This window comes from Caballeronia zhejiangensis (assembly GCF_000698575.1).
GTDB classification, from domain to species: domain Bacteria; phylum Pseudomonadota; class Gammaproteobacteria; order Burkholderiales; family Burkholderiaceae; genus Caballeronia; species Caballeronia zhejiangensis.
This window is the reverse complement of sequence record NZ_JFHD01000002.1, coordinates 347,971-373,741: the sequence shown is the minus strand read 5'-3', so window position 1 is coordinate 373,741 and position 25,771 is coordinate 347,971. Positions and strand designations below refer to the sequence as shown.

The 25,771-nt window shown below is 63.4% G+C and carries 27 protein-coding genes; 18 read left to right on the top strand and 9 right to left on the bottom strand.

Annotation, left to right across the window (positions count from 1 at the left end; translation table 11 throughout):
• Positions 1-16 precede the first annotated feature (16 nt).
• The gene (locus tag BG60_RS05240; RefSeq protein WP_008351524.1) at positions 17-586 is read right to left on the bottom strand and encodes a cytochrome b; all 570 of its coding nucleotides are present in this window, start codon (positions 584-586) and stop codon (positions 17-19) included.
• A 455-nt stretch (positions 587-1,041) separates the two neighbouring features.
• Here BG60_RS05240 and BG60_RS05235 point away from each other — a divergent pair, with 455 nt between their 5' ends.
• The 5 genes from BG60_RS05235 to BG60_RS05215 all read left to right on the top strand — a co-directional run bounded on the left by BG60_RS05235 (position 1,042) and on the right by BG60_RS05215 (position 5,507).
• On the top strand, positions 1,042-1,701 hold the full coding sequence (locus BG60_RS05235; RefSeq protein ID WP_034470626.1) for a paraquat-inducible protein A: 660 nt from the start codon (positions 1,042-1,044) through the stop codon (positions 1,699-1,701).
• Positions 1,698-2,378 carry a paraquat-inducible protein A gene (locus BG60_RS05230; protein WP_008351528.1) on the top strand — a complete coding sequence of 227 codons (681 nt, stop codon included), beginning with the start codon at positions 1,698-1,700 and terminating at the stop codon, positions 2,376-2,378. Before BG60_RS05235 ends, BG60_RS05230 begins: the two co-directional genes overlap by 4 nt.
• Positions 2,371-4,050, top strand: coding sequence for a PqiB family protein (locus BG60_RS05225; protein WP_008351531.1), 1,680 nt, complete (start codon positions 2,371-2,373; stop codon positions 4,048-4,050). Before BG60_RS05230 ends, BG60_RS05225 begins: the two co-directional genes overlap by 8 nt.
• Positions 4,047-4,751, top strand: a complete 705-nt coding sequence (locus BG60_RS05220) for a PqiC family protein (RefSeq protein WP_008351532.1) — start codon at positions 4,047-4,049, stop codon at positions 4,749-4,751. The genes BG60_RS05225 and BG60_RS05220 overlap by 4 nt, the downstream gene beginning before the upstream one ends.
• Positions 4,752-4,895: 144 nt before the next feature.
• Entirely contained in the window at positions 4,896-5,507 is a 612-nt protein-coding gene (locus BG60_RS05215) for a glutathione S-transferase C-terminal domain-containing protein (RefSeq protein WP_174447708.1), read from the top strand.
• A 292-nt stretch (positions 5,508-5,799) separates the two neighbouring features.
• Here BG60_RS05215 and BG60_RS05210 read toward each other — a convergent pair whose 3' ends face one another.
• The 3 genes from BG60_RS05210 to BG60_RS05200 form a co-directional block, all read right to left on the bottom strand.
• Complete coding sequence (locus BG60_RS05210) at positions 5,800-6,357, bottom strand: TetR/AcrR family transcriptional regulator (RefSeq protein ID WP_034470623.1); 558 nt, start codon at positions 6,355-6,357, stop codon at positions 5,800-5,802.
• Between the two features lie 158 nt (positions 6,358-6,515).
• Positions 6,516-7,646, bottom strand: coding sequence for a tRNA 2-thiouridine(34) synthase MnmA (gene mnmA, locus BG60_RS05205; RefSeq protein ID WP_008351536.1), 1,131 nt, complete (start codon positions 7,644-7,646; stop codon positions 6,516-6,518).
• A 7-nt stretch (positions 7,647-7,653) separates the two neighbouring features.
• On the bottom strand, positions 7,654-8,136 hold the full coding sequence (locus BG60_RS05200) for an NUDIX hydrolase (RefSeq protein ID WP_034470621.1): 483 nt from the start codon (positions 8,134-8,136) through the stop codon (positions 7,654-7,656).
• Between the two features lie 223 nt (positions 8,137-8,359).
• Here BG60_RS05200 and BG60_RS05195 point away from each other — a divergent pair, with 223 nt between their 5' ends.
• The 12 genes from BG60_RS05195 to ruvB all read left to right on the top strand — a co-directional run bounded on the left by BG60_RS05195 (position 8,360) and on the right by ruvB (position 20,982).
• Entirely contained in the window at positions 8,360-9,505 is a 1,146-nt protein-coding gene (locus BG60_RS05195; RefSeq protein WP_034470619.1) for a Re/Si-specific NAD(P)(+) transhydrogenase subunit alpha, read from the top strand.
• Between the two features lie 12 nt (positions 9,506-9,517).
• Positions 9,518-9,838, top strand: coding sequence for an NAD(P) transhydrogenase subunit alpha part 2 (locus BG60_RS05190; RefSeq protein WP_008351539.1), 321 nt, complete (start codon positions 9,518-9,520; stop codon positions 9,836-9,838).
• Positions 9,839-11,281, top strand: a complete 1,443-nt coding sequence (locus BG60_RS05185) for an NAD(P)(+) transhydrogenase (Re/Si-specific) subunit beta (protein WP_008351540.1) — start codon at positions 9,839-9,841, stop codon at positions 11,279-11,281.
• A 153-nt stretch (positions 11,282-11,434) separates the two neighbouring features.
• Positions 11,435-12,739 (top strand): THUMP domain-containing class I SAM-dependent RNA methyltransferase, encoded by a 1,305-nt coding sequence (locus tag BG60_RS05180; protein WP_033536536.1) that lies wholly within the window; start codon positions 11,435-11,437, stop codon positions 12,737-12,739.
• 128 nt (positions 12,740-12,867) lie between these two features.
• Positions 12,868-14,265: an aminopeptidase P N-terminal domain-containing protein gene (locus BG60_RS05175; RefSeq protein ID WP_034470617.1), complete on the top strand. Its 1,398-nt coding sequence runs from the start codon at positions 12,868-12,870 to the stop codon at positions 14,263-14,265.
• Positions 14,266-14,267: 2 nt separating this feature from the next.
• Positions 14,268-15,458: a UbiH/UbiF/VisC/COQ6 family ubiquinone biosynthesis hydroxylase gene (locus BG60_RS05170; protein WP_008351543.1), complete on the top strand. Its 1,191-nt coding sequence runs from the start codon at positions 14,268-14,270 to the stop codon at positions 15,456-15,458.
• A gap of 214 nt (positions 15,459-15,672) precedes the next feature.
• Positions 15,673-16,767 carry a tRNA dihydrouridine synthase DusB gene (gene dusB / locus BG60_RS05165; protein ID WP_034470615.1) on the top strand — a complete coding sequence of 365 codons (1,095 nt, stop codon included), beginning with the start codon at positions 15,673-15,675 and terminating at the stop codon, positions 16,765-16,767.
• Entirely contained in the window at positions 16,764-16,997 is a 234-nt protein-coding gene (locus tag BG60_RS05160) for a Fis family transcriptional regulator (RefSeq protein ID WP_008351548.1), read from the top strand. Before dusB ends, BG60_RS05160 begins: the two co-directional genes overlap by 4 nt.
• A gap of 64 nt (positions 16,998-17,061) precedes the next feature.
• On the top strand, positions 17,062-18,627 hold the full coding sequence (gene purH / locus BG60_RS05155) for a bifunctional phosphoribosylaminoimidazolecarboxamide formyltransferase/IMP cyclohydrolase (RefSeq protein ID WP_034470614.1): 1,566 nt from the start codon (positions 17,062-17,064) through the stop codon (positions 18,625-18,627).
• A 91-nt stretch (positions 18,628-18,718) separates the two neighbouring features.
• On the top strand, positions 18,719-19,261 hold the full coding sequence (gene ruvC / locus BG60_RS05150) for a crossover junction endodeoxyribonuclease RuvC (RefSeq protein ID WP_008351552.1): 543 nt from the start codon (positions 18,719-18,721) through the stop codon (positions 19,259-19,261).
• Positions 19,262-19,282: 21 nt separating this feature from the next.
• A complete protein-coding gene (gene ruvA / locus BG60_RS05145; RefSeq protein WP_008351554.1) occupies positions 19,283-19,864 on the top strand; it encodes a Holliday junction branch migration protein RuvA in 582 nt (193 codons plus the stop codon).
• Positions 19,865-19,920: 56 nt separating this feature from the next.
• A complete protein-coding gene (gene ruvB / locus BG60_RS05140) occupies positions 19,921-20,982 on the top strand; it encodes a Holliday junction branch migration DNA helicase RuvB (protein ID WP_008351556.1) in 1,062 nt (353 codons plus the stop codon).
• Here ruvB and BG60_RS05135 read toward each other — a convergent pair.
• The 3 genes from BG60_RS05135 to tyrS are packed head-to-tail and all read right to left on the bottom strand — an operon-like array spanning position 20,979 to position 23,312.
• Positions 20,979-21,629, bottom strand: coding sequence for a histidine phosphatase family protein (locus BG60_RS05135; protein WP_034470613.1), 651 nt, complete (start codon positions 21,627-21,629; stop codon positions 20,979-20,981). The two genes, ruvB and BG60_RS05135, sit on opposite strands and share 4 nt — an antisense overlap.
• Positions 21,626-22,069, bottom strand: a complete 444-nt coding sequence (gene dtd, locus BG60_RS05130) for a D-aminoacyl-tRNA deacylase (RefSeq protein WP_034470612.1) — start codon at positions 22,067-22,069, stop codon at positions 21,626-21,628. The genes BG60_RS05135 and dtd overlap by 4 nt, the downstream gene beginning before the upstream one ends.
• Positions 22,070-22,073: 4 nt before the next feature.
• A complete protein-coding gene (tyrS, locus tag BG60_RS05125; protein ID WP_034470608.1) occupies positions 22,074-23,312 on the bottom strand; it encodes a tyrosine--tRNA ligase in 1,239 nt (412 codons plus the stop codon).
• 313 nt (positions 23,313-23,625) lie between these two features.
• Here tyrS and BG60_RS05115 point away from each other — a divergent pair, with 313 nt between their 5' ends.
• The gene (locus BG60_RS05115; RefSeq protein ID WP_034470794.1) at positions 23,626-24,756 is read left to right on the top strand and encodes an anhydro-N-acetylmuramic acid kinase; all 1,131 of its coding nucleotides are present in this window, start codon (positions 23,626-23,628) and stop codon (positions 24,754-24,756) included.
• A gap of 52 nt (positions 24,757-24,808) precedes the next feature.
• Here BG60_RS05115 and erpA read toward each other — a convergent pair whose 3' ends face one another.
• Positions 24,809-25,174, bottom strand: a complete 366-nt coding sequence (erpA, locus tag BG60_RS05110) for an iron-sulfur cluster insertion protein ErpA (RefSeq protein WP_008351567.1) — start codon at positions 25,172-25,174, stop codon at positions 24,809-24,811.
• Between the two features lie 195 nt (positions 25,175-25,369).
• Positions 25,370-25,762: a 30S ribosomal protein S9 gene (rpsI, locus tag BG60_RS05105; RefSeq protein ID WP_008351569.1), complete on the bottom strand. Its 393-nt coding sequence runs from the start codon at positions 25,760-25,762 to the stop codon at positions 25,370-25,372.
• Positions 25,763-25,771 lie beyond the last annotated feature (9 nt).

The window sequence follows — 25,771 nt, the reverse complement described above, 5'->3', positions numbered from 1 at the left end:
AAACAATGACACGCGTTCATCTGAGAAACGGCAGCATGCGGCCGAGCAGGCCGTCGCGATCGACGAAATGATGCTTCAGCGCAGCCAGAACGTGCATCACGACGAAGAACAGCAACGTGTAGTTCAACGCGATGTGCACGATGCGCAGCGTCGCCTTCAGCGCCTTGTCCGGTCCGATGATCGTCGGCAGCGGCAGCACGCCGAGATACACGACCTGAATGCCGGCCGCCGAGCTGTACAGATAACCCGACACGGGAATGACGAGCATCAGCGCGTAAAGCAGAATATGCGTGAGATGCGCCGCGCCCTGTTGCCAGCGCGGCATGCCATCGGGCATCGACGGCGCCTGGTGCGTGGCGCGCCAGACGACGCGCAGCAGCGCGAGCGCGAACACCGTTACGCCGATCCACTTGTGCCACGAGAAGTATTTGAGCTTCGTCGGCGTGAAGCCCGGAATGTCCGTCATGATCCAGCCGAGCCAGAAGCCGCCCACGATCAACAACGCGATCAGCCAGTGCAGACCGATCGCCGTGGCGCTGTATCGTTGCGCCGGCGCGCTCGCCGTGATGCCAGCGGTGCTTTCCATATTGCTCTCACCCAAGTGTTCGATGTCGCACGGCCTGCCGCCGCCTGACGACAAGTGTTCAAGGCCGCCATGCTACCTCAACGATAACGAATTGCCAGCGCGCGCAAAAAGGCCCGCGCCGAACCGGCAAACCCAGTCCCGACGCGGCTTTGCGGGCTTTCGAGCCGGCTCGGCGAGCCTCGTGTGCCGCCCATGCAACGAACTATTCCATGCGTGCAACGGTCGATGAAGGCGCGAACCGCGACCGATTCCGGCATCGATGTATTAACGGGCGGCCAGGCAGTTTAATTCCGCTTGTAAAGAAGCGTTCTGTCCAAATTCGCCCGCCCCGCGCCATTTGATACCATGCTGCTACCAATCTCGCTGGCCCGCCGTTTGCTATGCCCGGTCGGAGCCGGTCTCGCGGCGCCCGACCAATACGCTCGACAAGCCTCGGGCCTCGACCATGAACGCGAATGAACGCGAACGAATCCGATGACCTGATCGCGTGTCACGAATGCGACGCGCTCTTCCATAAACGTGCATTGCCTCGACGCACCTCGGCGAAATGCCCTCGCTGCGGATCGCTGCTCTATCGAAGCATCTCGTCGAACCTCGACAAGATCTCGGCGATGACGCTCGCCGCGCTCTTCACGTTCCTGATCGCGCAAGGCTTTCCCATCGTCGAGCTGGAGGCGAACGGCCTCACGTCGGAGACGACGCTCATCGGCGCGATCCTCGCGTTGTGGAACGAGCAGATGGAAATCATGGCGGTGCTCGTCTTCTGCTCGACCATCCTGTTTCCGTTGTGCGAACTCGTTGCCCTGCTCTACGTGCTGCTTCCGCTGCGTTCCGGTTACGTGCCGCCTGGCTTCAACGCAATCCTGCGGGGCATTCAGCTCGTGCGTCCGTGGGGCATGATCGAAGTCTTCATGCTCGGCGTGCTCGTCACGCTCGTGAAGATGGTGAGCATCGCGCGCGTGATTCCCGAAGCGGCGCTCTTCGCGTTCGGCGCGCTGACGCTTATGTTCGCCGTCGTCGTGAGCTTCGATCCGCGCGCGTTGTGGGACATCGCGGCAAGGCTCGGTCCGCGCGGTTCGAAGCGCGTCACAACCACGGCGAGGCAAAAATCGTGAGCGATTCCATCGATCCGAAAACCGGCGAAGCGGCGCGCGAAACGCAGTTCATCACGGCGTCGCACGCGAATGTCGTGTCGTGTCATGCGTGCGGACTCGTGCAGCCGCTCGCGCACACCGTCGAGAAACAGCGCTGCACGCGCTGCGACGCCGTCGTGCACCGGCGTCATCCGGACAGCATCGCGCGTACGTGGGCACTGCTCATCAGCGCGGCGATTCTCTACATTCCGGCGAACCTCTTTCCGATCATGCATACGTCGTCGATTCTCGGTTCCGAGGACGACACCATCATGAGCGGTGTCGCGCTCTTCTGGAACGACGGCGACTATCCGCTTGCGGCGGTGATTTTCATCGCCAGCATTCTCGTGCCGATGCTCAAGCTCGTCACGCTCGCCTTTCTTACCATCAGCGTGCAGCGGCGCTCCACATGGCAGCCGCGTCAGCGCACGACGCTCTTTCGCATCGTCGAGGGCATCGGGCGCTGGTCGATGCTCGACGTCTTCGTCATCACGCTCACCATCGCGCTCGTGCGCTTCAAGTCGCTCGCCGTCATCACGCCGGGTCCGGGCGCGCTCGCGTTCGCGTCGGTGGTCGTGCTGACGATGATCGCGTCCATGCAATTCGACCCGCGCCTCATGTGGGACAACATCGAACCGTCAGGAAAGAAACATGACTAGTGCCCAAGGTCCGAACGACCCGAAGCAGCCCGCGCCGCCCGCCAGCAACGCCGGCAGCGGTAACGGGGACAAGGGCGGCCTCCCGCCGAACCTCCCCGAACCCGTGATCGAGCCGCGCAGCCGCTGGCTGCCCTCGCTCGTGTGGGTGATTCCGCTCGTCGCGGCGCTGATCGGCGTGATTCTCGTCGTGAAGACGGTGTCGAGCCGCGGACCGACCGTGACGATCAGCTTCGTTTCCGCGGAAGGCCTCGAGCCCGGCAAGACGAAAGTGAAGTTCAAGGACGTGGATATCGGCACGGTGAAGACGATCACGCTGTCGAAGGATCACGCGCGCGTGCTCGTCGACGTGCAGCTCACCAAGGAAGCCACCGATTTCGCCGTCAAGGACACGCGCTTCTGGATCGTGCGTCCGCGCGTTGCGGCAAGCGGCGTGACCGGCCTGTCGACGCTTTTGTCCGGCGCGTATATCGGCGTCGATGCGGGCAAGTCGACCGACGATGAGACTTATTTCGTCGGGCTCGAAACGCCACCCGCCGTCACCGGCGATCAGAAAGGCCATACGTTCACGCTGCACGGCGAATCGCTCGGCTCGCTCGATATCGGCTCGCCCGTCTATTACCGGCGCGTGCAGGTCGGCCAGGTCGTCGCGTTCTCGCTCGACAAGGACGGCACCGGCGTCACGCTGCAGGTATTCGTCACCGCGCCTTACGATCAGTACGTCGGCACCAACTCGCGCTGGTGGCATGCGAGCGGCGTCGATCTGCGGCTCGATTCGAGCGGCTTCACGCTCAACACGCAATCGCTCGCAACGGTCGTGCTCGGCGGCATCGCGTTCCAGACGCCGCCGAACCAGCAATCCGGCCCGCAGGCGCAAAACAACGCGACCTTCCGTCTGGCCGGCGATCAGTCCGACGCGATGCGCGATCCGGACGGCGAGGCCGTGCACGTCGTGATGAACTTCAATCAGTCGCTGCGCGGCCTGTCGGTCGGCGCGCCGGTCGATTTCCGCGGCATCGTGCTGGGGCAGGTCACGGGCATCGGCGTGCAATACGATCAGAAGTCGCATTCGTTCATGATGCCGGTCACGATCGACCTCTACCCGGATCGCCTCGGCAAGCGCGCGCGTCAGGCGCTGCCGGAGCAAGGTTCGGTGGCGAGCCAGGACATGCTGCAACTGCTCGTGAAGCGCGGGCTGCGCGGACAGTTGCGCACCGGCAACCTGCTGACGAGCCAGTTGTATGTCGCGCTCGACTTCTTCCCGAAAGCGCCGCCCGCGAAGGTCAGCGTTGGCAACGATCCGATCGAACTGCCGACCGTGCCGAACACGCTCGACGAGCTGCAGCTGCAGATCGCCGACATCGCGCGCAAGATCGACAAGATTCCGTTCGACGAGATCGGCACGAATCTGAACGGCTCGCTCAAGAACGCCAACGCGCTCTTCGACAGGATGGACAAGGAAGTCCTGCCGGAAATGCGCGACACGCTCACGCAGGCCAAGCAGACGTTCGGTCAGGCGCAATCGACGTTGCAGTCGGATTCGCCGCTTCAGTCGGACGTGCATCAGGCGCTGCAGGAACTCACGCGCACGCTGCAATCGCTCAACTCGCTCGCGGATTATCTGGAGCGCCATCCGGAATCGCTCTTGCGCGGAAAATCGGGAGATAAACCATGAAGTTCGGCTCGTTGATGTTGACTCTGAGCGCAGCGGCGATGCTCGCTGCCTGCGCCTCGCCGACGAGCCGTTTCTACACGCTCGGCGGCGGCGACGCGCGGCCCGTGCCGTCGACGCAGGCTTCGTTCTATTTCGAGCTTGCGCCCGTCGACATGCCGCAGCAGGTCGCGAAGAATCAGTTGGTGGTGCAGACGAGTCCCGCGCAGGTGCGCGTGCTCGAAGAGGAACGCTGGGCGTCGCTGCCGGGCGACGAAGTGCGGCGCGCACTCTCCGCCGATCTCACGCAGCAGCTCGGTGCGATCGACGTCTACGGCACGCCGCATCCGGAATCGGTGCCGGTATATCGCGTGAAGGTGAACGTGCAGCGCTTCGAATCGTGGCCGGGCGCGCAAGCGGTGATCGACGCCGTGTGGAGCGTGCGCGCCGCCGGATCCGATACGGTGCTGACATGCCGGACGCTCGCGCAGGAACGCGTCGGCTCCGGTTACGACGCGCTCGTCGACGGCCATCGCAAGGCGGTCGACGAACTCGCCGCCGCGATCTCCGCAGGTGTGCGCAGCCTCGGTTCCTTGCCGCACGCGACGGCGAGCGCGCCTTCGGCATCCGCGAAGGGCAAGAGCGGCGCCAGTTCCAAACCCGCCGCGGCGCCGGTGCTGCCGTGTCCGCCAATGGGCGCGGCAACCACTGCCAGCGCGCAGTGATCCATGACGCCCGGCGCGCGCCGGGCGCGCTTCATGTTGTCGGCAGGCGACATTGTCGGCCGCCGCTATCTCTAATTCGCCGATGGTTCGCGCGCGCCGGTTAAGATCGTCGACGCCCGCATTTCGAATCAACGTGAAAATTAGATGATGAAACTGATCGGTTCGCACCCCAGCCCATTCGTCCGCAAGGTGCGGATCGTCATGGCGGAAAAGAAGATCGACTGCGAACTGGTGCTCGAAGACGTCTGGGCATCCGATTCGAAGATCCACGACTACAACCCGCTCGGCAAAGTGCCGTGCCTCATTCTCGACGACGGCGAAGCGGTATTCGATTCGCGCGTCATCTGCGAGTTCGTGGACACGCTCACGCCGGTCGGCAAGCTGCTGCCGCAGGAGCGGCGCGAGCGCACCGAAGTGCGCTGCTGGGAAGCGCTCGCCGACGGCATGCTCGACGCCGCCGTGCTGATCCGTCTCGAAGGCGTGTTGCGCGAAGAGGAACATCGCAGCGACAAATGGATCGCGCGGCAACGTCACAAGATCGAAGACGGCTTGCGCGCGATGGCGCGCGGCATCGGCTCGAAGCAATGGTGCTCGGCGAATCGCTTCACGCTTGCGGATATCGCCTGCGGCTGCGCACTGGGCTATCTCGATTTCCGTATGCCCGATCTGAACTGGCGCGACGCACATCCGAATCTCGACAAGTATTACGCGCGTATTTCGCAGCGTCAGTCGTTCGTGGATACCGCGCCGGTCTGATTCCTTTCTTGGACCAAGCTCCCGCGCGCGGCGGGAGCTTCCGGCGCACTCGGAAGCGCAAAGTGAGATCGAAGATTATCTACTGCTAGATAGATCACCGGCGAAGGGCGCGATCGACCGATTCTCTCCCAAACCCCTTTTCTTCCTGAAACCATCGGTCCGCGTGCGGCGACATGGTTCGAACGACGAATCGGGTCAGAGAAATGCTCTATTCCGCCAAAATCTATCTACTCAACGGTAGATAATCAACGCCCAGTTCAGGGGTTTTTCACAAGGTTATCCACAGGCTTATCTACCGCCGAAATGCGTCTGCGACCTCTTCAAGCCGCGACCGCGTCTGAAACAGGCGGCATGCAAGCAAACTCCCCTGAAACGCTGCATACAAGGTGCGTGCCGCCGCTTCAGGCTTTCCGCCAGCGTCGAGCGTGTCTTGCGCTTCGCCTTCGGCCAGAACTTTCGCCAGCCAGGTTTCATTCGCCTTGTAGAACGATTGCACCGCGTGCCGTACTTTCTCCGGCAGCGACTCGATATCCGACGCAAGCATGCCGCACAGACAAATCTGATTGCCGTCGCCGATGATCCTTCCAAATAGCTTCGTATAGCGGTCGAGTTTCTTGTCGGCCGGGGCGGAGCTGTCGATCGCGTAGATCGTCGACATCACGTCGGCGCTATACGCATTGACCGCTTCGAGCGCGAGATCTTCCTTGGTCGGGAAATAATAGTGAATGCTCGACGTTTTCACGCCGACCAGTTCGGACAAATCGCGAAAACTGAAGCCGTTGTACCCGCGCGTCATCAACAGCGTCTGAGCGTGATCCAGTAAAGCGTCGCGTACCGTGTTCTTGTCCATTTCGCGTATCTCTGCAATTGTCCCTGCATTCGGTGTGCGTTAATTATCTACCACTAGATAGACGATCAAGCGACTGTTTCAAAAAAGTTTTTATCGGATCGATAGGAAAAAGCCCCGACCGAAGTCGGAGCTGATCGCTCGTTTGCCGCCGGAGATGCTCAACGCGCCGCAGCGAGCGCCGCAACTTGCGGCGACTCGTGCCCAGCCGCCGCGTGTTCGATGATTCCGCCACCCAGACACACGTCTTCCTGATACAGCACGGCGGATTGTCCCGGCGTCACGGCCCACTGTGCGTCGTCGAAATGAAGCGCGAAACGGCCATCGTCCGCGTTGGCGAAGCGGCACGCCGCATCCTGCTGCCGATAGCGCGTCTTCGCGCCGCACGCCGCGCCCTCTTCCGGCGCGAAACCCGCGACCCAGCTCGTGTTTCCGGCCACGAGCGTCGGCGACAGCAGCCACGGATGATCGTGCCCCTGCACGACATAGAGCGTGTTCGACGCCATGTCCTTGCCCGCGACGAACCACGGTTCGCCGCTGCCGTCTTTCGCGCCGCCGATGCCGATGCCCTTTCTCTGCCCGAATGTGTAGAACGCAAGCCCGATATGCTCGCCGACGATCTTGCCTTCGGCCGTCTTCATGGGGCCGGGCTTTGTCGGCAGATAGCGGTTCAGGAATTCGCGGAACGGCCGCTCGCCGATGAAGCAGATGCCGGTCGAGTCCTTCTTTTTGGCGTTCGGCAGGCCGATTTGCGCGGCGATCTCGCGCACTTTCGTCTTCGGGATTTCGCCGAGCGGAAAGAGCGTCTTCGACAGTTGCGCCTGATTCAATCGATGCAGAAAGTACGACTGATCCTTCGTCGAATCCGTTGCCTTGAGCAACTGGAAAAGTCCATCGCGCTCGCGCACGCGCGCGTAATGTCCCGTCGCGATGGTTTCCGCGCCGAGCGACATCGCGTGATCGAGGAACGCCTTGAACTTGATTTCGGCGTTGCAAAGCACGTCCGGATTGGGCGTGCGGCCGGCCGAATATTCGCGCAGAAACTCGGCGAACACGCGGTCCTTGTATTCGGCGGCGAAGTTGACCGCTTCGACGTCGATGCCGATCAAATCCGCGACGGAAACGACGTCGATCCAGTCCTGACGGGTCGAACAGTATTCGCCGTCGTCGTCGTCTTCCCAGTTCTTCATGAAAAGGCCGACGACGTCGTAGCCCTGTTCCTTCAGAAGCCATGCCGTTACGGACGAATCCACGCCGCCCGACATGCCCACCACTACTCGTTTCTTGCTCATAGGGATATCACGCCCGCACCACCGGCGCGACCGAATGCGTATGGATGAAATCGAGCGGGACGCGCCGCCCGGATAAATAATTGTCGACACACTTCATCACGAGCGGCGTCCGATGCCGGTCGACCGATGCGCGCAATTCGTCCGCGCTGAGCCACATCGCGCGCACGATGCCTTCGTCGAGCGCGCGGCCTGCTTCTTCGCCGAGCGACTTGCCGCAAAACGTGAAACGCAAATACGTGACGTCGCGCCCCGGCCGCGCGAAGTGCGTCATATACGCGCCGACGATTGCCTCCGGCTCGAAGCGATGCGCCGTTTCTTCGAGCGCCTCGCGGACCACGGCATCGACGAGCGTTTCGCCCGCTTCGAGATGACCGGCCGGTTGGTTGATTCGCAGCCCTGCCGACGTGTGCTCCTCGATGACGAGGAAACGACCATCCTTTTCGATGATGGCAGCCACCGTAACGTGGGGGGCCCAAGTGTCTGATTTCATGGTGAGATATTTTACCGTCCTCGCACAGATCTCGCGCACGCGGACTAAGGGAAAGCGCTGACTGTGGCAAAACGGAACGGGTGCCGGATCGGATTCTTGCGCGTGCAATCTTCGGTTACAGTTGAGATAGCCGTCAGTTCCAGCATTTGAAATAAAACTCAGCCTTAAGCCTTCCTAAGCCTTGCCCGGGCGAAAAAGGCAACAAAGACAGGAGGATTACAAGATGCACATTGGAGTGCCTGCTGAAACGCGGGCGAACGAGGCGCGCGTCGCCGCCACGCCCGAAACGGTCAAAAAGCTCGTCACGCAAGGACATCGTGTTTCTGTCCAGAGCGGCGCGGGCTTGCCGGCAAGCTATATCGACGATGCGTTCGCGCAAGCAGGCGCGGACCTTGTCGATGCCGCCACGGCCTTTTCCGCCGAGATCGTCCTCAAGGTGCAATCGCCGAGCGAAAGCGAACTGGCGATGCTCAAGCCGGGCGCCGTGCTCATCGGCATGCTCGATCCTTTCAATACAGAGAACACCGCGCGGCTCGCGTCGGCGGGCGTCACTGCGTTCGCGCTCGAAGCCGCGCCACGCACGACGCGCGCGCAGAGTCTCGACGTGCTGTCTTCGCAGGCGAACATCGCCGGATACAAGGCCGTGCTGATGGCCTGCCAGTATTACCAGCGCTTCATGCCGATGCTGATGACCGCCGCCGGCACCGTGAAAGCGGCGCGCGTGCTCGTGCTCGGCGCAGGCGTCGCGGGCTTGCAGGCAATCGCGACGGCCAAGCGTCTGGGCGCGGTCGTCGAAGCATCCGATGTGCGTCCGGCGGTGAAGGAGCAGATCGAATCGCTCGGCGCGAAGTTCGTCGACGTGCCGTTCGAAACCGATGAGGAACGCGAAGCGGCGGAAGGCGTCGGCGGTTACGCGCGCCCGATGCCGCCGAGCTGGCTCGCGCGGCAATCGGCGCAGGTGCACGAACGTGCGAAGGCGGCGGACATTGTCATCTCGACGGCGCTGATTCCCGGCCGCCCCGCGCCGACGCTGATTTCTGTCGAAACGGTGAAGCACATGAAGCCGGGCTCCGTGATCGTCGATCTCGCCGCCGGACGCGGTCCCGAGTTCGAGGGCAGGAAAGGCGGCAACTGTCCGCTCACCGAAGTCGACACGGTGGTGATGAAGCACGGCGTGCATATCGTCGGCCACACGAATCTCGCTTCGATGGTCGGCGCCGATGCCTCCGCGCTCTACGCCCGCAATCTTCTCGACTTCCTGAAGCTGATCATCACGAAGGAAGGCACGCTCAACATCGATCTCGCGGACGATATCGTCGCGGCCACGCTCCAGTGCCGCGACGGACAACTCGCCCGCGCCACGGCCTGAACGGAGACGCACATGGATGTCATCAATCACACGGTGATCAACCTCATCATCTTCGTGCTGGCCATTTACGTCGGCTACCACGTCGTGTGGAACGTCACGCCCGCGCTGCATACGCCGCTCATGGCCGTGACCAACGCGATTTCGGCGATCGTCATCGTCGGCGCGATGCTGGCTGTCGGCCTGACGGTCGGCGCTGCGGGCAAGTTCTTCGGCACGCTCGCGGTGCTGCTCGCGGCCGTAAACGTGTTCGGCGGCTTTCTCGTCACACGGCGAATGCTCGAGATGTTCAAGAAGAAAGAGCCCAAGAAGATCACGAGCAAGGAGGGCGCGTAAATGAGCCTTAACGTCGTTACTCTCCTGTATCTCATCGCCTCGGTGTGCTTCATTCAGGCGTTGAAGGGCTTGTCGAATCCGAAGACCGCGCGCATCGGCAATACGTTCGGCATGGCGGGCATGGCGATCGCCATTCTCACCACGCTCGCGCTGATCGTGAAGCAGGCCGCGTTTCTCGAAGCGAATCTCGCGCTCGGGCTGTCGCTGCTGTTCGTCGCGCTGATCATCGGCGGCGGCGCGGGCGCGTACATCGCGGCAAAAGTCGAGATGACGAAGATGCCCGAGCTCGTCGCGGCGATGCACTCGCTGATCGGTCTCGCGGCTGTCTGCATCGCCTATGGTGTCGTGGCGGAGCCCGCCGCGTTCGGGCTCGCACCGCTCGGCGAGCCGATTCCGTATGGCAATCGGGTCGAGTTGTTCATCGGCACGTTTGTCGGCGCGATCACGTTCTCGGGCTCGGTCATCGCGTTCGGGAAGCTCTCGGGCAAGTACAAGTTCCGGCTCTTTCAGGGCGCGCCGGTCACGTACTCGGGACAGCATCTGATCAACCTGCTGCTCGCCATCGCGATGATCGGCTTCGGCGTGATCTTCATGCTCACCGAATCGTGGCTGCCGTTCATCATCATGACGATCATCGCGTTCGCGCTGGGCGTGCTCATCATCATTCCGATCGGCGGCGCGGACATGCCCGTGGTCGTGTCGATGCTGAACTCGTACTCGGGCTGGGCGGCGGCGGGCATCGGCTTCTCGCTGAACAATCCGATGCTGATCATCGCGGGTTCGCTCGTCGGCTCGTCGGGTGCGATTCTGTCGTACATCATGTGCAAGGCAATGAACCGCTCGTTCTTCAACGTGATTCTCGGCGGCTTCGGCGGCGAGGCGGGCGGTGCGGCGGCGGGCGGATCGACGGAGCAGCGCCCCGTCAAATCCGGTTCCGCCGATGACGCCGCGTTCATGCTCGGCAACGCGGAAAGCGTGGTGATCGTGCCGGGTTACGGCCTCGCGGTCGCGCGCGCGCAGCACGCGTTGAAGGAGCTGACCGACAAGCTCGTCGAGAAAGGCATCGATGTGCGGTACGCGATTCACCCCGTCGCGGGGCGGATGCCGGGGCACATGAACGTGCTGCTGGCGGAAGCCGAAGTGCCGTACGAGATGGTTCAGGAGATGGAGGACATCAATAGCGAGTTCGGTCAGACGGACGTGGTGCTCGTGCTCGGCGCGAACGACGTCGTCAACCCGGCCGCGAAGACCGATCCGAAATCGCCGATCGCGGGGATGCCGATTCTCGAAGCGTACAAGGCTCGGACGATCATCGTGAACAAACGGTCGATGGCGGCAGGTTACGCCGGCCTCGACAACGAACTGTTCTATATGGACAAGACGATGATGGTGTTCGGGGACGCGAAGAAGGTGGTCGAGGAGATGATGAAGGCGGTGGATTAGGCGCCAAGCCGGTTCGAATCCCCCGAACCGATCGCGCCAGCTTCCGCATTCGAGGAAGCTGGCGCTTTCTTTTTCCGGCAACGAAACCGCACCGCATGCCAGCTGTAACACCCCGCGTACAATACCGCCTTTACACGTCCGAAAAAGCACCACATGGCCTCCCCCCTCTTCGACTGGTTCGTCCCCTGCCCGCGCGGTCTCGAAGCACCGCTTGCCGCCGAGTTGGCGGAGATCGGGGAAAGGCACGTGGCCGACGCGCCCCTTTCCGGCGGCGGATCGCTGATCGTCGGCACGCAAGTGCCCGGCGGCGTGCACTTTCGGGGCGGCTGGGTCGCGGGCATGGCGGCGAATCTGCATTCGCGCATCGCGAGCCGCGTGCTTCTCAAAGTCGCGCAAGGCCCCTATCGCAACGAGCAAGACATCTACGAACTCACGCATCGCCAGCGCTGGGAGCAATGGTTCACGCCCAGCCAGACGATGCGCGTCGATCTCACCGCAATCAAATCGCCGGTGAAAAGCCTCGAATTCACGACGCTGCGCGTGAAGGACGCCGTCTGCGATCGCCTGCGCGACGTGGCCGGCGCGCGGCCGAGCATCGACACCGCCCAGCCCGACGTCCGCGTGTTCGCGTTCCTCACGCTGAACGAGTGCACGCTCTATCTCGATACCTCCGGCGAGCCGCTCTTCAAACGCGGCTGGCGCCTGGACAAGGGCGCCGCGCCGCTGCGCGAGAATCTCGCCGCGGGCATTCTGCGCCTGACCGGATGGACGCCCGGCACGCCGCTCTTCGACCCGATGTGCGGCAGCGGCACCTTCCTCGCCGAAGCCGCACAAACGGCGCTCAACATCGCGCCGGGCAACGATCGGCGCTTCGGCTTCGAAAAGCTGAAGCCGTTCCATCCCGGCATGTGGCAGAAGCTCAAGACGGCCGCGCTCGAACAACGCCGCGCCGCGCGTGCGTCGCAAGCCGAGTTGAGCATCTTCGGCAGCGACATTTCCGGCGACATGCTCGAAAAAGCGCGCGCGAACCTGACCCGCGCGGGCATCACCGACCTTTCGCTCAAGCAAGTCGATGCCCGCAATATGGTCCCGCCGACCGACGCGCCCGGCATTCTGATCGCGAATCCGCCGTACGGCGAGCGTATCGAAGTGCGCGGACGCGGCCCGCGCGGCGAAATTCGCGATACGGCGCGCTCCCGCCGCGAAGACGAGGACGCCTTCGCCCGCGCGCAACCCGATCCGGCCGACACCGAGTTCTTCGTCTCCTTCGGCAACGCGCTCAAACAGCGCTTTCCGGGATGGCGCGCCTACGTGCTCACGTCCGACCGCAAGTTGCCGGGCTTGCTGCGGCTGCGCGAATCGACGAAAACGCCGCTTTTCAACGGCGCGCTCGAATGCCGCCTGTTTCGCTTCGATCTGATCGCGGGCAGCGTGCGCAATCGTCCCGCTGGCGAATGAGTATGCGGCGCGGTCACTCGCCGCGCCACTAGGCCGAATGGCATAGGCAAATTCACGCGTCGCCGTCGTTTTGGCCTATGTCGAATGGCCGAGTGCGCGCATCGTGAAGCCGGCGCTACAATCGGCGCATGAACTCATCGACCGAACTCGCCAGCCCCATCGCCGTCGACATTTTCCGTGCGCGTCGCGAGCGCGTGCTCGCCGCGTTGCGTGCACGCGGCGGCGGCGTCGCCATCGTGCCGACCGCGCCGGAAGTCCTGCGCAACCGCGACACGGACTACCCTTTCCGTCACGACAGCTACTTCTACTATCTGACGGGCTTCAACGAACCCGAAGCGACGCTCGTGCTGAACGCGAGCGCGCAGGACGGCGAGCCCGTGTCGATCCTTTTTTGTCGCGAGAAGAACGCGGAGCGCGAAACCTGGGAAGGCTTTCGCTTCGGCCCCGACGCCGCGCGCGACGCTTTCGGCTTCGACGCCGCGTTTGCCATCGATTCGATCGACCAGGAGATGCCGCGCATGATCGCCGACAAACCCGCGCTTCACTACGCGCTCGGCACATCGGCGGAACTGGATGCCCGGGTGCGCGCCTGGCTCGCCGCCGTGCGCGCGCAAAGCCGCACCGGCGTGCGCGCTCCCGCCCGCGCGGAGAACCTGCTGCCGGTTCTCGACGAGATGCGGCTCGTGAAAGACGCGCACGAAATCTCGATCATGCGCCGCGCGGCATCGATCTCCGCCGAAGCGCACCGTCGCGCGATGCGCGCGTGCCGCCCGGGCATGCGCGAGTACGAAATCGAAGCCGAATTGCTGTACACGTTCCGCCGCCACGGCGCGCAGTCGCCGGCGTATGGATCGATCGTCGCGGCGGGCGCGAACGCCTGCGTGCTGCACTATCCGGCTGGCAACGCGATCGCGCGCGACGGCGACCTGATTCTCATCGACGCCGCGTGCGAGCTGGACGGCTACGCATCCGACATCACGCGCACGTTCCCCGCTAGCGGCCGTTTCACTCCGGCGCAGCGCGAACTGTACGAAATCGTGCTCGCCGCGCAAGCCGCGGCCATCGATGCCACACGCGCCGGCGTCAGCTTCGACGCGCCGCATCAGGCTGCGTTGAAAGTGCTGTCGCAAGGCTTGCTCGATACCGGCATCCTCGACAAGGCGAAGTTCGGCAGCGTCGACGACGTCCTCGCGCAACGTGCCTACGCGCGCTTCTATATGCATCGCACGGGACACTGGATCGGCATGGACGTGCACGACGCGGGCGAATACCGCGAAGCCGACGGCCCGCTCGACGAGCAAGGCGCACGACCATGGCGCGCGCTCGCGCCCGGCATGGCGCTCACGATCGAGCCGGGTCTCTACGTGCGCGCCGCCGAAGACGTGCCGGAACAATATTGGAATATCGGCATTCGCATCGAGGACGACGCCATCGTCACCGAAAACGGCTGCGAGTTGCTCACGCGCGAAGTGCCCGTCGCCGCCGACGAAATCGAAGCGCTGATGCGCGAATCAAACGCAAATTGACCATGAGCGACGTTCAAGGCATCGAACCGCATTTCGATTACGACATCGCCATCGTCGGCGCGGGGCCGGTCGGGCTCGCGCTCGCCGGCTGGCTTGCCCGGCGCAGCGCGACGTCACGGCTGTCCATCGCGCTGATCGATGCGCGCACGCCCGCAGCCGCCGCCAACGATCCGCGCGCGCTCGCGCTTTCGCACGGAAGCCGCGTGATGCTGCAGCCGCTCGGCTTTCCGGGCGATGCCACGCCGATCCGCCGCATCCATGTCTCGCAGCGCGGGCATTTCGGCCGCACGTTGATCGAGCACGACGAGCACGAGTTGCCCGAACTGGGCTACGTGGTGCGCTACGGTTCGCTCGTCGGCGCGCTCGCCGATGCGGTGCGCGCAACGAAGGTCGACTGGCTCACCGACACGTCCGCGCTCGCGCCGCTGCAGGACAACGACGGCGTCACCTTGCCGCTGCAATCGGCGCAAGGCGAGCGCTCCGTCCGCGTGAAAGTGCTCGTGAACGCGGAAGGCGGTCTTTATCAGAAAGGCGAGTCATCCGATGAGCGCCGCGCGCGCGATTACGGGCAAACGGCCATCGTGGGCACGGTAAGCGTGTCCGATCCGCGCGCGAATGTCGCGTGGGAGCGCTTCACGCCGGAAGGGCCGATCGCGCTTTTGCCGTGCGGCGGCCAGCGTCACGCGGATTATTCGCTCGTCTGGTGCTGCTCGCCCGACGAAGCCGCGCGCCGCATGCAGCTCGACGACGACACTTTCCTCGCCGAACTCGGCGCTGCGTTCGGCACGCGCATGGGCCGTTTCACGCGCATCGCGTCACGCGCGGCGTTTCCGCTCGGGCTGACCGCGCTCGACGTGCTCGTCGACCGGCGCACCGTCGCGATCGGCAATGCCGCGCAGACGCTGCATCCGGTTGCCGGACAGGGCCTGAATCTCGGCCTGCGCGACGCGCTCGCGCTCACCGACGCGCTGTCCGCCGACGGTCCCCGGCCGCTCGCGCTCGCCCGTTTCGCGCAGCGCCGTGCGCTGGACCGGCGCCTGACGATCGGCGCCACCGATACGCTCGCGCGCATCTTCACGGTCGATTTCCCGCCGTTTGCGGCGATGCGCGGTCTCGCGCTGACCGCTCTCGAATTCCTTCCGCCGGTAAAAACGGCCCTCGCCCGTCAGATGATGTTCGGTCAAAGGCGCTGATCGAGCACGAAAAAAGGGCAATCGTCCAGGCGAAGTCCGGGAACTTATCCTCTATGGCCGGCCGTTCTTTCATAGAAGATTTAATGACTTGCACGCGATTGCTCTTAATTTCAGCACGCTCTTCGCGTTAAAATAGCTGTTTCCCCTTCAGCAACGTTGCATCCGCCTGACGCGGCTTCTCGCCGGCACCGACAGCGCGGATCGTTTAGCCTTCATGCCCACAATCGGTTCACACGTCCTGCGCAATAACCTGTTCGTCGCACCGATGGCAGGCGTCACCGACCGCCCGTTCCGGCAGCTCTGCAAGCGCATGGGCGCGGGCTACGCGGTGTCGGAGATGGTCGCGTCGAACGCGCAGTTGTGGAAGAGCGAGAAGACCATGCGCCGCGCCAACCATGCGGGCGAGGTCGAGCCGATTTCCGTGCAGATCGCGGGCGCGGATCCGCAGATGCTCGCCGAGGCCGCGCGCCACAACGTCGCGAACGGCGCGCAGATCATCGACATCAATATGGGCTGCCCGGCGAAGAAGGTCTGCAACGTGGCCGCGGGTTCCGCGCTGCTGCAGAACGAGCCGCTGGTCGCGCGCATCGTGGAGGCCGTCGTCCAGGCGGTCGGCGTGGGGCCGGACGCGGTGCCGGTCACGCTCAAGATTCGCACGGGCTGGAATCGCGAGAACAAGAACGCGCTGACCATCGCGCGGATCGCGCAGGAAGCCGGCATTTCGATGCTCACCGTCCACGGCCGCACGCGCGCCGATCTCTACAAGGGCGACGCGGAGTACGAAACCATCGCGGCAGTGAAGGCGTCGGTGAAGATTCCGGTGGTCGCGAACGGCGACATCACCACGCCCGAGAAAGCGCGCGACGTGCTCGCCGCCACGCACGCCGACGCCATCATGATCGGCCGCGCGGCGCAGGGCCGTCCGTGGCTCTTTCGCGAGATCGAACACTTTCTGAATACCGGCGAGCGCCTGCCGCCGCCGCGCATCGACGAGATCCAGCAGGTGATGAACGAGCACCTCGAAGATCACTACGCCTTTTATGGGGAATTCACGGGCGTTCGGACTGCGCGCAAGCATATCGGCTGGTACACTCGCGGCCTTTCCGGCGCCAACACCTTCCGGCACCGGATGAATACGCTGGACACGACCAAAGAACAATTGCTCGCTGTCAACGAATTCTTTGACGCGCAAAAGGCGTTGTCGGACCGTCTCGTCTATGTGGACGAGGCCGGTGACGCCGAGGACGCGGACGGGGAAGAATCGTGCGGCGGGCTCAACAACACGACAGACCGACTGATTGCCGCATGAGCAGACATAACATCGAACAATGCGTCCGCCAGAGCCTCGACAACTATTTTCAGGACCTGGACGGCTCCAACCCGCACGACGTGTACGACATGGTGATTTCGTGCGTGGAAAAACCGATGCTCGAAGTGGTGCTCGAGCAGGCGGGCGGAAACCAATCGCTCGCGGCCGAGTATCTCGGCATCAACCGCAACACCTTACGCAAGAAGCTTCAGCAGCACGGATTGATTTGATTCATCGGACTGAGGCGCGCGCCTTGGTCCGGCCTGGTTTCCCTTTTCGGTTTCAGTGTTCATCATGATCAAGCAAGCGCTCCTCTCCGTTTCCGACAAATCCGGCATCGTCGATTTCGCCAAATCGCTGTCGGCGCTTGGCGTCAAGCTCCTCTCGACCGGCGGCACGGCGAAACTGCTCGCCGACGCGGGCCTGCCCGTGACCGAAGTCGCCGATTACACCGGCTTTCCGGAAATGCTCGACGGGCGCGTGAAGACGCTGCATCCGAAGGTTCACGGCGGCATTCTCGCGCGCCGCGACCTGCCCGAGCACATGGCCGCGCTGGAAAGGCACGACATTCCGACCATCGATCTGCTGGTGGTGAATCTGTATCCGTTCGTGCAGACGGTCTCGAAGGAAGAGTGCTCGCTGGAAGACGCGATCGAGAACATCGACATCGGCGGTCCGACGATGCTGCGCTCGGCGGCGAAGAATCATCGCGACGTGACGGTCGTCGTCGATCCGGCCGATTACTTCGCCGTCCTCGACGAGATGCGCGCGAACGGCAACAACGTCGGCTACAAGACGAATTTCCGTCTCGCTACGAAAGTCTTCGCGCACACCGCGCAGTACGACGGCGCGATCACGAACTATCTGACGAGCCTGACCGAAGAGCTGCAGCATTCGAGCCGCAATACGTATCCGGCGACGTTCAATCTCGCGTTCGAGAAAGTGCAGGATTTGCGTTACGGCGAGAATCCGCATCAGAACGCGGCCTTTTATCGCGATCTGAGCGTGCCGGCCGGCGCGCTCGCGAACTACGAGCAGTTGCAGGGCAAGGAACTGTCGTACAACAACATCGCCGATTCGGACGCCGCGTGGGAATGCGTGAAGACGTTCGACGCGCCGGCGTGCGTCATCATCAAGCACGCGAATCCGTGCGGCGTGGCGCTCGGCGCGAATGCGGCCGAAGCGTATTCGAAGGCGTTCCAGACGGACCCGACTTCGGCGTTCGGCGGCATTATCGCGTTCAATCGTGAAGTGGACGAAGCGGCGGCGCAGGCTGTCGCGAAGCAGTTCGTCGAAGTGCTGATCGCGCCGTCGTTCAGCGAGGCGGCGCGCGCCGTGTTCGCGGCGAAGCAGAACGTGCGCCTATTGCAGATCGCGCTCGGCGACGGCCACAACGCGTTCGATCTGAAGCGCGTCGGCGGCGGTCTGCTCGTGCAATCGCTCGATGCGAAGAACGTGCAGCCGCACGAATTGCGCGTCGTGACGAAGCGTCATCCGACGCCGAAGGAAATGGACGATCTGATGTTCGCGTGGCGCGTCGCGAAGTTCGTGAAGTCGAACGCGATCGTGTTCTGCGCGAACGGCATGACGATGGGCGTCGGCGCAGGCCAGATGAGCCGCGTGGATTCGGCGCGCATCGCGGGCATCAAGGCGCAGAACGCCGGTCTGACGTTGAACGGCTCGGCGGTGGCATCGGATGCGTTCTTCCCGTTCCGCGACGGCCTCGATGTCGTCGTGAACGCGGGCGCCACCTGCGTGATCCAGCCAGGCGGATCGATGCGCGATGACGAAGTGATCGCCGCCGCCGACGAGCACAACATCACGATGATTTTCACGGGCACGCGTCATTTCCGCCATTGATCGCGGCCGCTTCATTTAAGATTGGCCTGTTTGCGCTTCGAACGGCGCAAACAGGCCTTTTTAGTTTCAACGAGCCGCGAAACGCGAACGAATGAGAATCCTTGGCATCGACCCCGGCCTGCGCGTGACGGGCTTCGGCATCATCGAGAAGACGGGGCACACGCTCAACTACGTGACGAGCGGCGTCATCAAGACGGCCGAGGCGGATCTGCCTTCGCGTCTCAACACCATTTTCAGCGGCATCTCGACGCTCATCGCGCAGCACAATCCGGATCAGGCGGCGATCGAAAAAGTCTTCGTCAACGTGAATCCGCAGTCGACGCTGCTCCTCGGGCAGGCGCGCGGCGCGGCCATCTGCGGGCTCGTCGCGAGCGGCGTGCCGGTTGCCGAATACACGGCGCTGCAACTGAAGCAGGCGGTCGTCGGCTACGGACGCGCGACCAAGGAACAGATGCAGCAGATGGTCGTGCGTCTGCTGTCGCTTTCCGGCGTGCCCGGCACCGACGCCGCCGATGCGCTCGGCATGGCGATCTGTCACGCGCACGGCGGCACCGGCCTCGCGGCCCTGGGCGGCATCGCGCCGGGGCTGGCCAAGAAGGGCTTGCGCGTGCGGCGCGGTCGTCTCATCGGCTAATTTCCTCTACGAATACCAAACATGATCGGTCGCATCGCCGGCGTTCTGCTGGAAAAAAATCCGCCGCATTTGCTCGTCGATTGCAACGGCGTCGGCTACGAAATCGACGTGCCGATGAGCACGTTCTACAACCTGCCGAATGCCGGCGAGAAGGTCGTGCTGCTCACGCAGTTGATCGTGCGCGAGGACGCGCATCTGCTGTACGGTTTTCTCACCGCGCAGGAGCGTTCGACGTTCCGCGAGTTGCTGAAGATCAGCGGGATCGGCGCGCGCATGGCGCTCGCGGTGCTTTCGGGCATGAGCGTGCACGAACTCTCGCAAACCGTGACGACGCAGGACGCCGCGCGCCTCACGCGCGTGCCGGGCATCGGCAAGAAGACGGCGGAGCGCCTGCTGCTCGAACTGAAAGGCAAGCTCGGCGCGGATCTCGGCGCGATCGCGGGCACGGTTTCGCAGTCCGATCACGCGTCCGACATTCTCAACGCACTGCTCGCGCTCGGCTATTCGGAGAAGGAAGCGCTCGCCGCGGTCAAGAACGTGCCGGCCGGAACGGGCGTGTCCGAGGGCATCAAGCTGGCGTTGAAGGCGCTTTCGAAGGGCTGATAGCCTAGGCCATTCGGCCAGCTTCGTCGCGCAAAAGCTCGCTGTACAATCGAAAGATGATCGAAACCGACAAACTCGCCGCCGAACGCGTCATCTCGGCCTCGCCCGTCTCGCCGAACGAGGAAGCGTTCGAGCGCGCACTGCGTCCGCACAAGCTCGATGAATACATCGGGCAGGAAAAGGCGCGCGGCCAGCTCGAAATCTTCATCGAGGCGGCGAAGCGCCGTTCCGAAGCGCTCGATCACGTGCTGCTGTTCGGGCCGCCGGGTCTCGGCAAGACGACGCTCGCGCACATCATCGCGCGGGAAATGGGCGTGAATCTGCGGCAGACGTCGGGACCGGTGCTCGAGCGCGCGGGCGATCTCGCCGCGCTGCTCACGAATCTCGAAGCGAACGACGTGCTGTTCATCGACGAAATTCATCGGCTTTCGCCGGTCGTCGAGGAAATCCTGTATCCGGCGCTCGAGGATTATCAGATCGACATCATGATCGGCGAAGGGCCGGCCGCACGCAGCGTGAAACTGGATCTGCAGCCGTTCACGCTAGTCGGCGCGACCACGCGCGCGGGCATGCTGACGAACCCGCTGCGCGACCGCTTCGGCATCGTGTCGCGGCTGGAGTTCTATAACGCGAGCGAACTGGCGCGCATCGTGTCGCGATCCGCGTCGTTGTTGAAGGCGGAGATCGTGCCGGAAGGCGCGCTGGAAATCGCAAAGCGCTCGCGCGGCACGCCGCGTATCGCGAACCGGCTGCTGCGCCGCGTGCGCGATTACGCCGAAGTAAAGGCGAACGGCATGATCACCGCCGACGTCGCCGACAAAGCGCTGAAAATGCTCGACGTCGATCCCGTCGGCTTCGATCTGATGGACCGCAAGCTGCTCGAAGCCATCCTGCACAAGTTCGATGGCGGGCCGGTCGGCGTGGATAACCTCGCTGCGGCTATCGGCGAGGAGCGCGACACGATCGAGGACGTGCTGGAGCCGTATCTGATTCAGCAGGGCTTTTTGCAGCGCACGCCACGCGGACGGGTCGCGACGATGCTCACGTATCGGCACTTCGGTCTTGCTGCGCCGGATGCGGGGCCGATTCGGGATCTTTGGGATACGAACAACGGCTAGGCCCGCTTGCGCAGATTGTCGTCGTCCGTGTCCGTCGACAGATGCGCGATATCGCCCCACGACGCGACCTTCGCGCCGCCATCGGCATAGTCCACCACGTTCACGCTGCAATTGAGCAGCGGCCAGTTGCGCGGCTCCTGCAACGGCAGGTTCATCGCGAACCTGTACACACAATCGAGCACGCCGCCATGCGCGACGACCGCGATGCGCCCGCCCGCGTGCGCCGCGACGATCGGTTCCATCGCATGCACGATGCGGTGATAAAACACGCGCTGCGATTCACCGTCGCCGGGTGGCGAGAAGCCGGGGTCGCGCGTCTGCCATTCGATATATTCGGCGGGAAACTTGTCGTTGATCTCGTCGCTGTCGTGGCCTTGGAACGCGCCATAGAAACGCTCGCGCAAGTTCTCCGATAACCGCACGTCGAGCCCGAGCGCATCCGCGAAAGGACGCGCCGTCTGCTGCGCGCGTTGCAGATCGCTCGAATAGACCGCGTCGATGCGCCCGTCGTGCGCCAGACGCCGGCCGAGCTGTTCCGCCTGCAGAAAGCCATGTTCGGACAACGGGATGTCGATATGCCCTTGAATGCGCTTGATGCGGTTCCAGTCGGTTTCGCCGTGTCGAATAAAGAGAACCTGAGTCGTCATGGTCGTACCTGAAGCCAGAAAGTGACTGGCCCGTCGTTCACGAGCGACACCTGCATTCCCGCGCCGAACTCGCCCGTTTCGACGACGGGATGCTTCGCGCGCGCTTGCGTCACGAAATAATCGAAGAGCCGCTTGCCTTCGTCGGGCGGCGCGGCGGGCGTGAAGCTCGGGCGCAAGCCGCTGTTCGTGTCGGCGGCAAGCGTGAACTGCGAGACGAGCAGCAAGCCGCCGGCAACGCCTTGCACCGAGAGATTCATCTTGCCCGCTGCATCGCTGAACACGCGGTAGCCGAGCATCTTCGCGAGCAGCTTGTCGGCGGCGGCTTCGTTGTCGCCGCGCTCGGCACAGACCAGCGCGAGCAGGCCCGCGTCGATCGCGCCGGTCACGCGCTCGCCCACGCGCACATCGGCGCGCTTCACACGCTGAATGAGCGCGATCATCGGCTTACGCCGTCAGCGTGACGCGCGCGAAGCGGCGCTTGCCCACCTGCACGACGAACTCGCCCGCTTCGACCTTCAGCCCCTTGTCGGAGACCGTCGCGCCGTCGATCTTCACGCCGCCCTGCTCGATGTTGCGCAGCGCTTCGCTCGTCGACGGCACGAGTCCCGCCTGCTTGAGCAGCTGGCCGATCGCGACCGGCGCGCCTGCGAGCGTGACAGTCGGAATGTCGTCGGGCACGCCGCCCTTTGCGCGATGATTGAAGTCTTCGAGCGCCCGCTCGGCATCCGCCGGCGAGTGAAAGCGCGCGACGATTTCCTGCGCCAGCATCACCTTGAAGTCGCGCGGATTGCGGCCGCCTGAGGCTTCGCGCTTGTAGCCTTCGATTTCGCTCATCGGGCGGAATGACAGCAGTTCGAAGTAACGCCACATGAGCACGTCCGAAATGCTCATCAGCTTGCCGAACATCTCGGTCGGCTTCTCGCTGATGCCGACGTAGTTGTTCTTCGACTTCGACATCTTTTCGACGCCGTCGAGACCTTCGAGCAGCGGCATCGTCAGAATGCACTGCTGTTCTTGGCCGTACTGCTTCTGCAACTCGCGGCCGACGAGCAGATTGAACTTCTGGTCCGTGCCGCCGAGTTCGAGATCCGCGTTGAGCGCGACGGAATCGTAGCCCTGCATCAGCGGATAGAGGAATTCGTGGATCGAAATGGGCACGCCGCCCTGGAAGCGCTTCGTGAAGTCCTCGCGCTCAAGAATGCGCGCGACCGTGTAGCGCGATGCGAGCTTGATCATGCCGTCGGCGCCGAGCGGCATCGACCATTCGCTGTTGTAGCGGATTTCGGTCTTTTCGCGATCCAGCACGAGCGCCGCCTGCTCGAAGTACGTCTTCGCGTTCATCTCGATCTGCTCGCGCGTGAGCGGCGGGCGCGTCGCGTTGCGGCCGGACGGATCGCCGATCAGCGACGTGAAATCGCCGATCAGAAAAATGACCTGGTGGCCGAGATCCTGCAACTGGCGCATCTTGTTCAGCACGACCGTATGGCCGATGTGAATGTCGGGCGCGGTCGGATCGAGGCCGAGCTTGATACGCAGCGGCTTGCCCGTCGCGGCGCTTCGCGCGAGCTTCTGCGCGAATTCGTCTTCGATCAGCAGTTCGTCGCAGCCGCGCTTGGCGATGGCGAGCGCGCTTTTGACATCTTCGGTGATCGGGAAGCTGGGCGCGTTGGAATCAGTGGTCATGCTTGCGGCTTGTGAAGTCAAAAGGGTTCGATGACCGGCGATGCGGTGGCGTGGCCTGCGCAGATGCCGCGTCGAGAAGTGGGGCGCGGAAAATGACGAAATCGCGCGCAATTGCTTGTTCAGGCTCACGATTTTACGCGATGACGCGGGCATTCGCGCCCTTTCGTGTTTGATCGCGCGGTTTTGCGCGGCATTCGGCGCTCAGGAGTGTGGAATCGCGTCTTAACGATTCGCCCCGTAACGCGGATAATCGCCGCTGATTGGCAACATCGGCATCGACGAGGAGATCAGCGTGGGAAAGAAAACCGAAGCAATCGAAACCGGCAAGGCGGACGGCGTGTACTTCGGTTTGATGTCCGGAACCAGCATGGACGGCGTCGATGGTGTCGCGGTCCAGTTCGCGACGGGCAAGCCGCCCGTCGTGCTCGGCGAGGCGCATGTCTCCTTTTCCAAAGGCTTGCGCGATGCGCTGTTCGAACTGCAGTCGCCCGGCGACAACGAACTCGAACGCGAAGCGCTCGCCGCGAATGCGCTCGCGACACGCTATGCCGTCTGCTGCCACGAACTGCAGAGCATGAGCGGATGCTCGGCGACGAAGGTGCGCGCGATCGGCGTGCACGGCCAGACGGTGCGGCATCGGCCTGACAAAGGCTACACACGGCAGATCAACAATCCCGCGTTGCTCGCTGAGATGACCAGCATCGACGTGGTCGCCGATTTCCGCAGCCGCGATGTCGCCGCGGGCGGCCAGGGCGCGCCGCTCGTGCCGGCGTTCCACACGACCGTGTTCGGCGAAAAGAACGAGACGCGCGTCGTGTGCAACCTCGGCGGCATCAGCAACATCACGATTCTCGCGGCGAACGGAGACGTGCGCGGCTTCGATTGCGGCCCGGCCAACGCGCTGATCGACGAATGGGCTTTGCGCCACACACAGCGCGCCTATGACGACGGCGGGCAGTTCGCAGCCAAAGGCCGAATCGATCAATCGCTTCTCGACGCGCTGCTCGACGAACCGTTTTTCGACCTCGCGCCGCCGAAGAGCACAGGGCGCGATCTGTTCAATCCGGCGTGGATGGACGCGAAGCTCGCAGCCTTCGCGAACCTCGCTCCCGCCGATGTCCAGGCGACGCTCACGGCCCTCACCGCGACGACCGTCGCGCGCGAGATCGCGCGACACGCGCCGGACACGCGCGCCGTGTACGTGTGCGGCGGCGGCGCACGCAATCCTGTGTTGATGAAGATGCTCCAGCAGGCGCTTGAAGACAGCAGAATCGCAGGCGTTCCCGTGATGACGACCGAGGCGCTCGGCGTGCCGCCGCAACAAGTGGAAGCGCTTGCTTTCGCGTGGCTCGCGATGCGCTGTGTCGCGCGCGAGCCGGGCAATCTGCCCGCGGTGACGGGCGCGGCGGGCGAGCGCGTGCTCGGCGCGATTTATCCGCGTTAACAAAAAACGGAGCCGCTGAGGCTCCGTTTTCTTCAGCCTCAGAAATGCACGCTTAGACCGAGAACGACGAACCGCAACCGCAAGTCGTCGTGGCGTTCGGATTCTTGATGACGAACTGGGCGCCGTTGATGTCGTCCTTATAGTCGATCTCCGCGCCGACGAGATACTGATAGCTCATCGAATCGACGAGCAACTGCACGCCAGCCTTGTCCATGACAGTGTCGTCTTCGTTCACTTCTTCGTCGAACGTGAAACCGTACTGGAAACCCGAGCAGCCGCCGCCTTGCACGAACACGCGCAGCTTCAGATCCGGATTGCCTTCTTCATCGATCAATGACTTGACCTTTTCCGCGGCCGCGTCGGTGAAGACGAACGGCATCGGCATTTCGGTCGTGGGGGTGTCGCTGACAGCGCTCATTCGAATTCTCCAATTAAGCTTCTAGCCGCTATTGTAGGGCTGATCTCAATATCGTGCCGAATGTCCATGGAATCAATGGGCTATATGAAAATTCGACATGGTCCAGCCCAAACGCGCCAAAACGAAAAAAGCCGCCTGCACAGGGCGTGCGGGCGGCTTTTGCAGCTTCGCCGGAACCCGTCCGGCAAGAAGCGCTTAACGCTTCGAGAACTGCTTGCGGCGGCGTGCCTTGTGGAAACCGACCTTCTTACGTTCCACTTCACGCGCGTCACGCGTGACGAAGCCTGCGTTCGACAGTTGCGACTTGAGCGTAGCGTCGTAGTCCATCAGCGCGCGGGTGATGCCGTGGCGAACCGCACCGGCTTGACCCGTCTCACCGCCGCCGTTCACGTTGACCTTGATGTCGAACGTGGTGGCGTGGTTCGTGAGTTCGAGCGGCTGGCGCACGATCATCAGCGACGTTTCACGCGAGAAGTAGTCGGCGATGGGCTTGCCATTGACGATGATTTCGCCCTTGCCCGACTTGATGAAGACACGAGCGACGGCGCTCTTGCGGCGGCCCGTACCGTAGTTCCAGTTACCGATCATGTGGGCTCC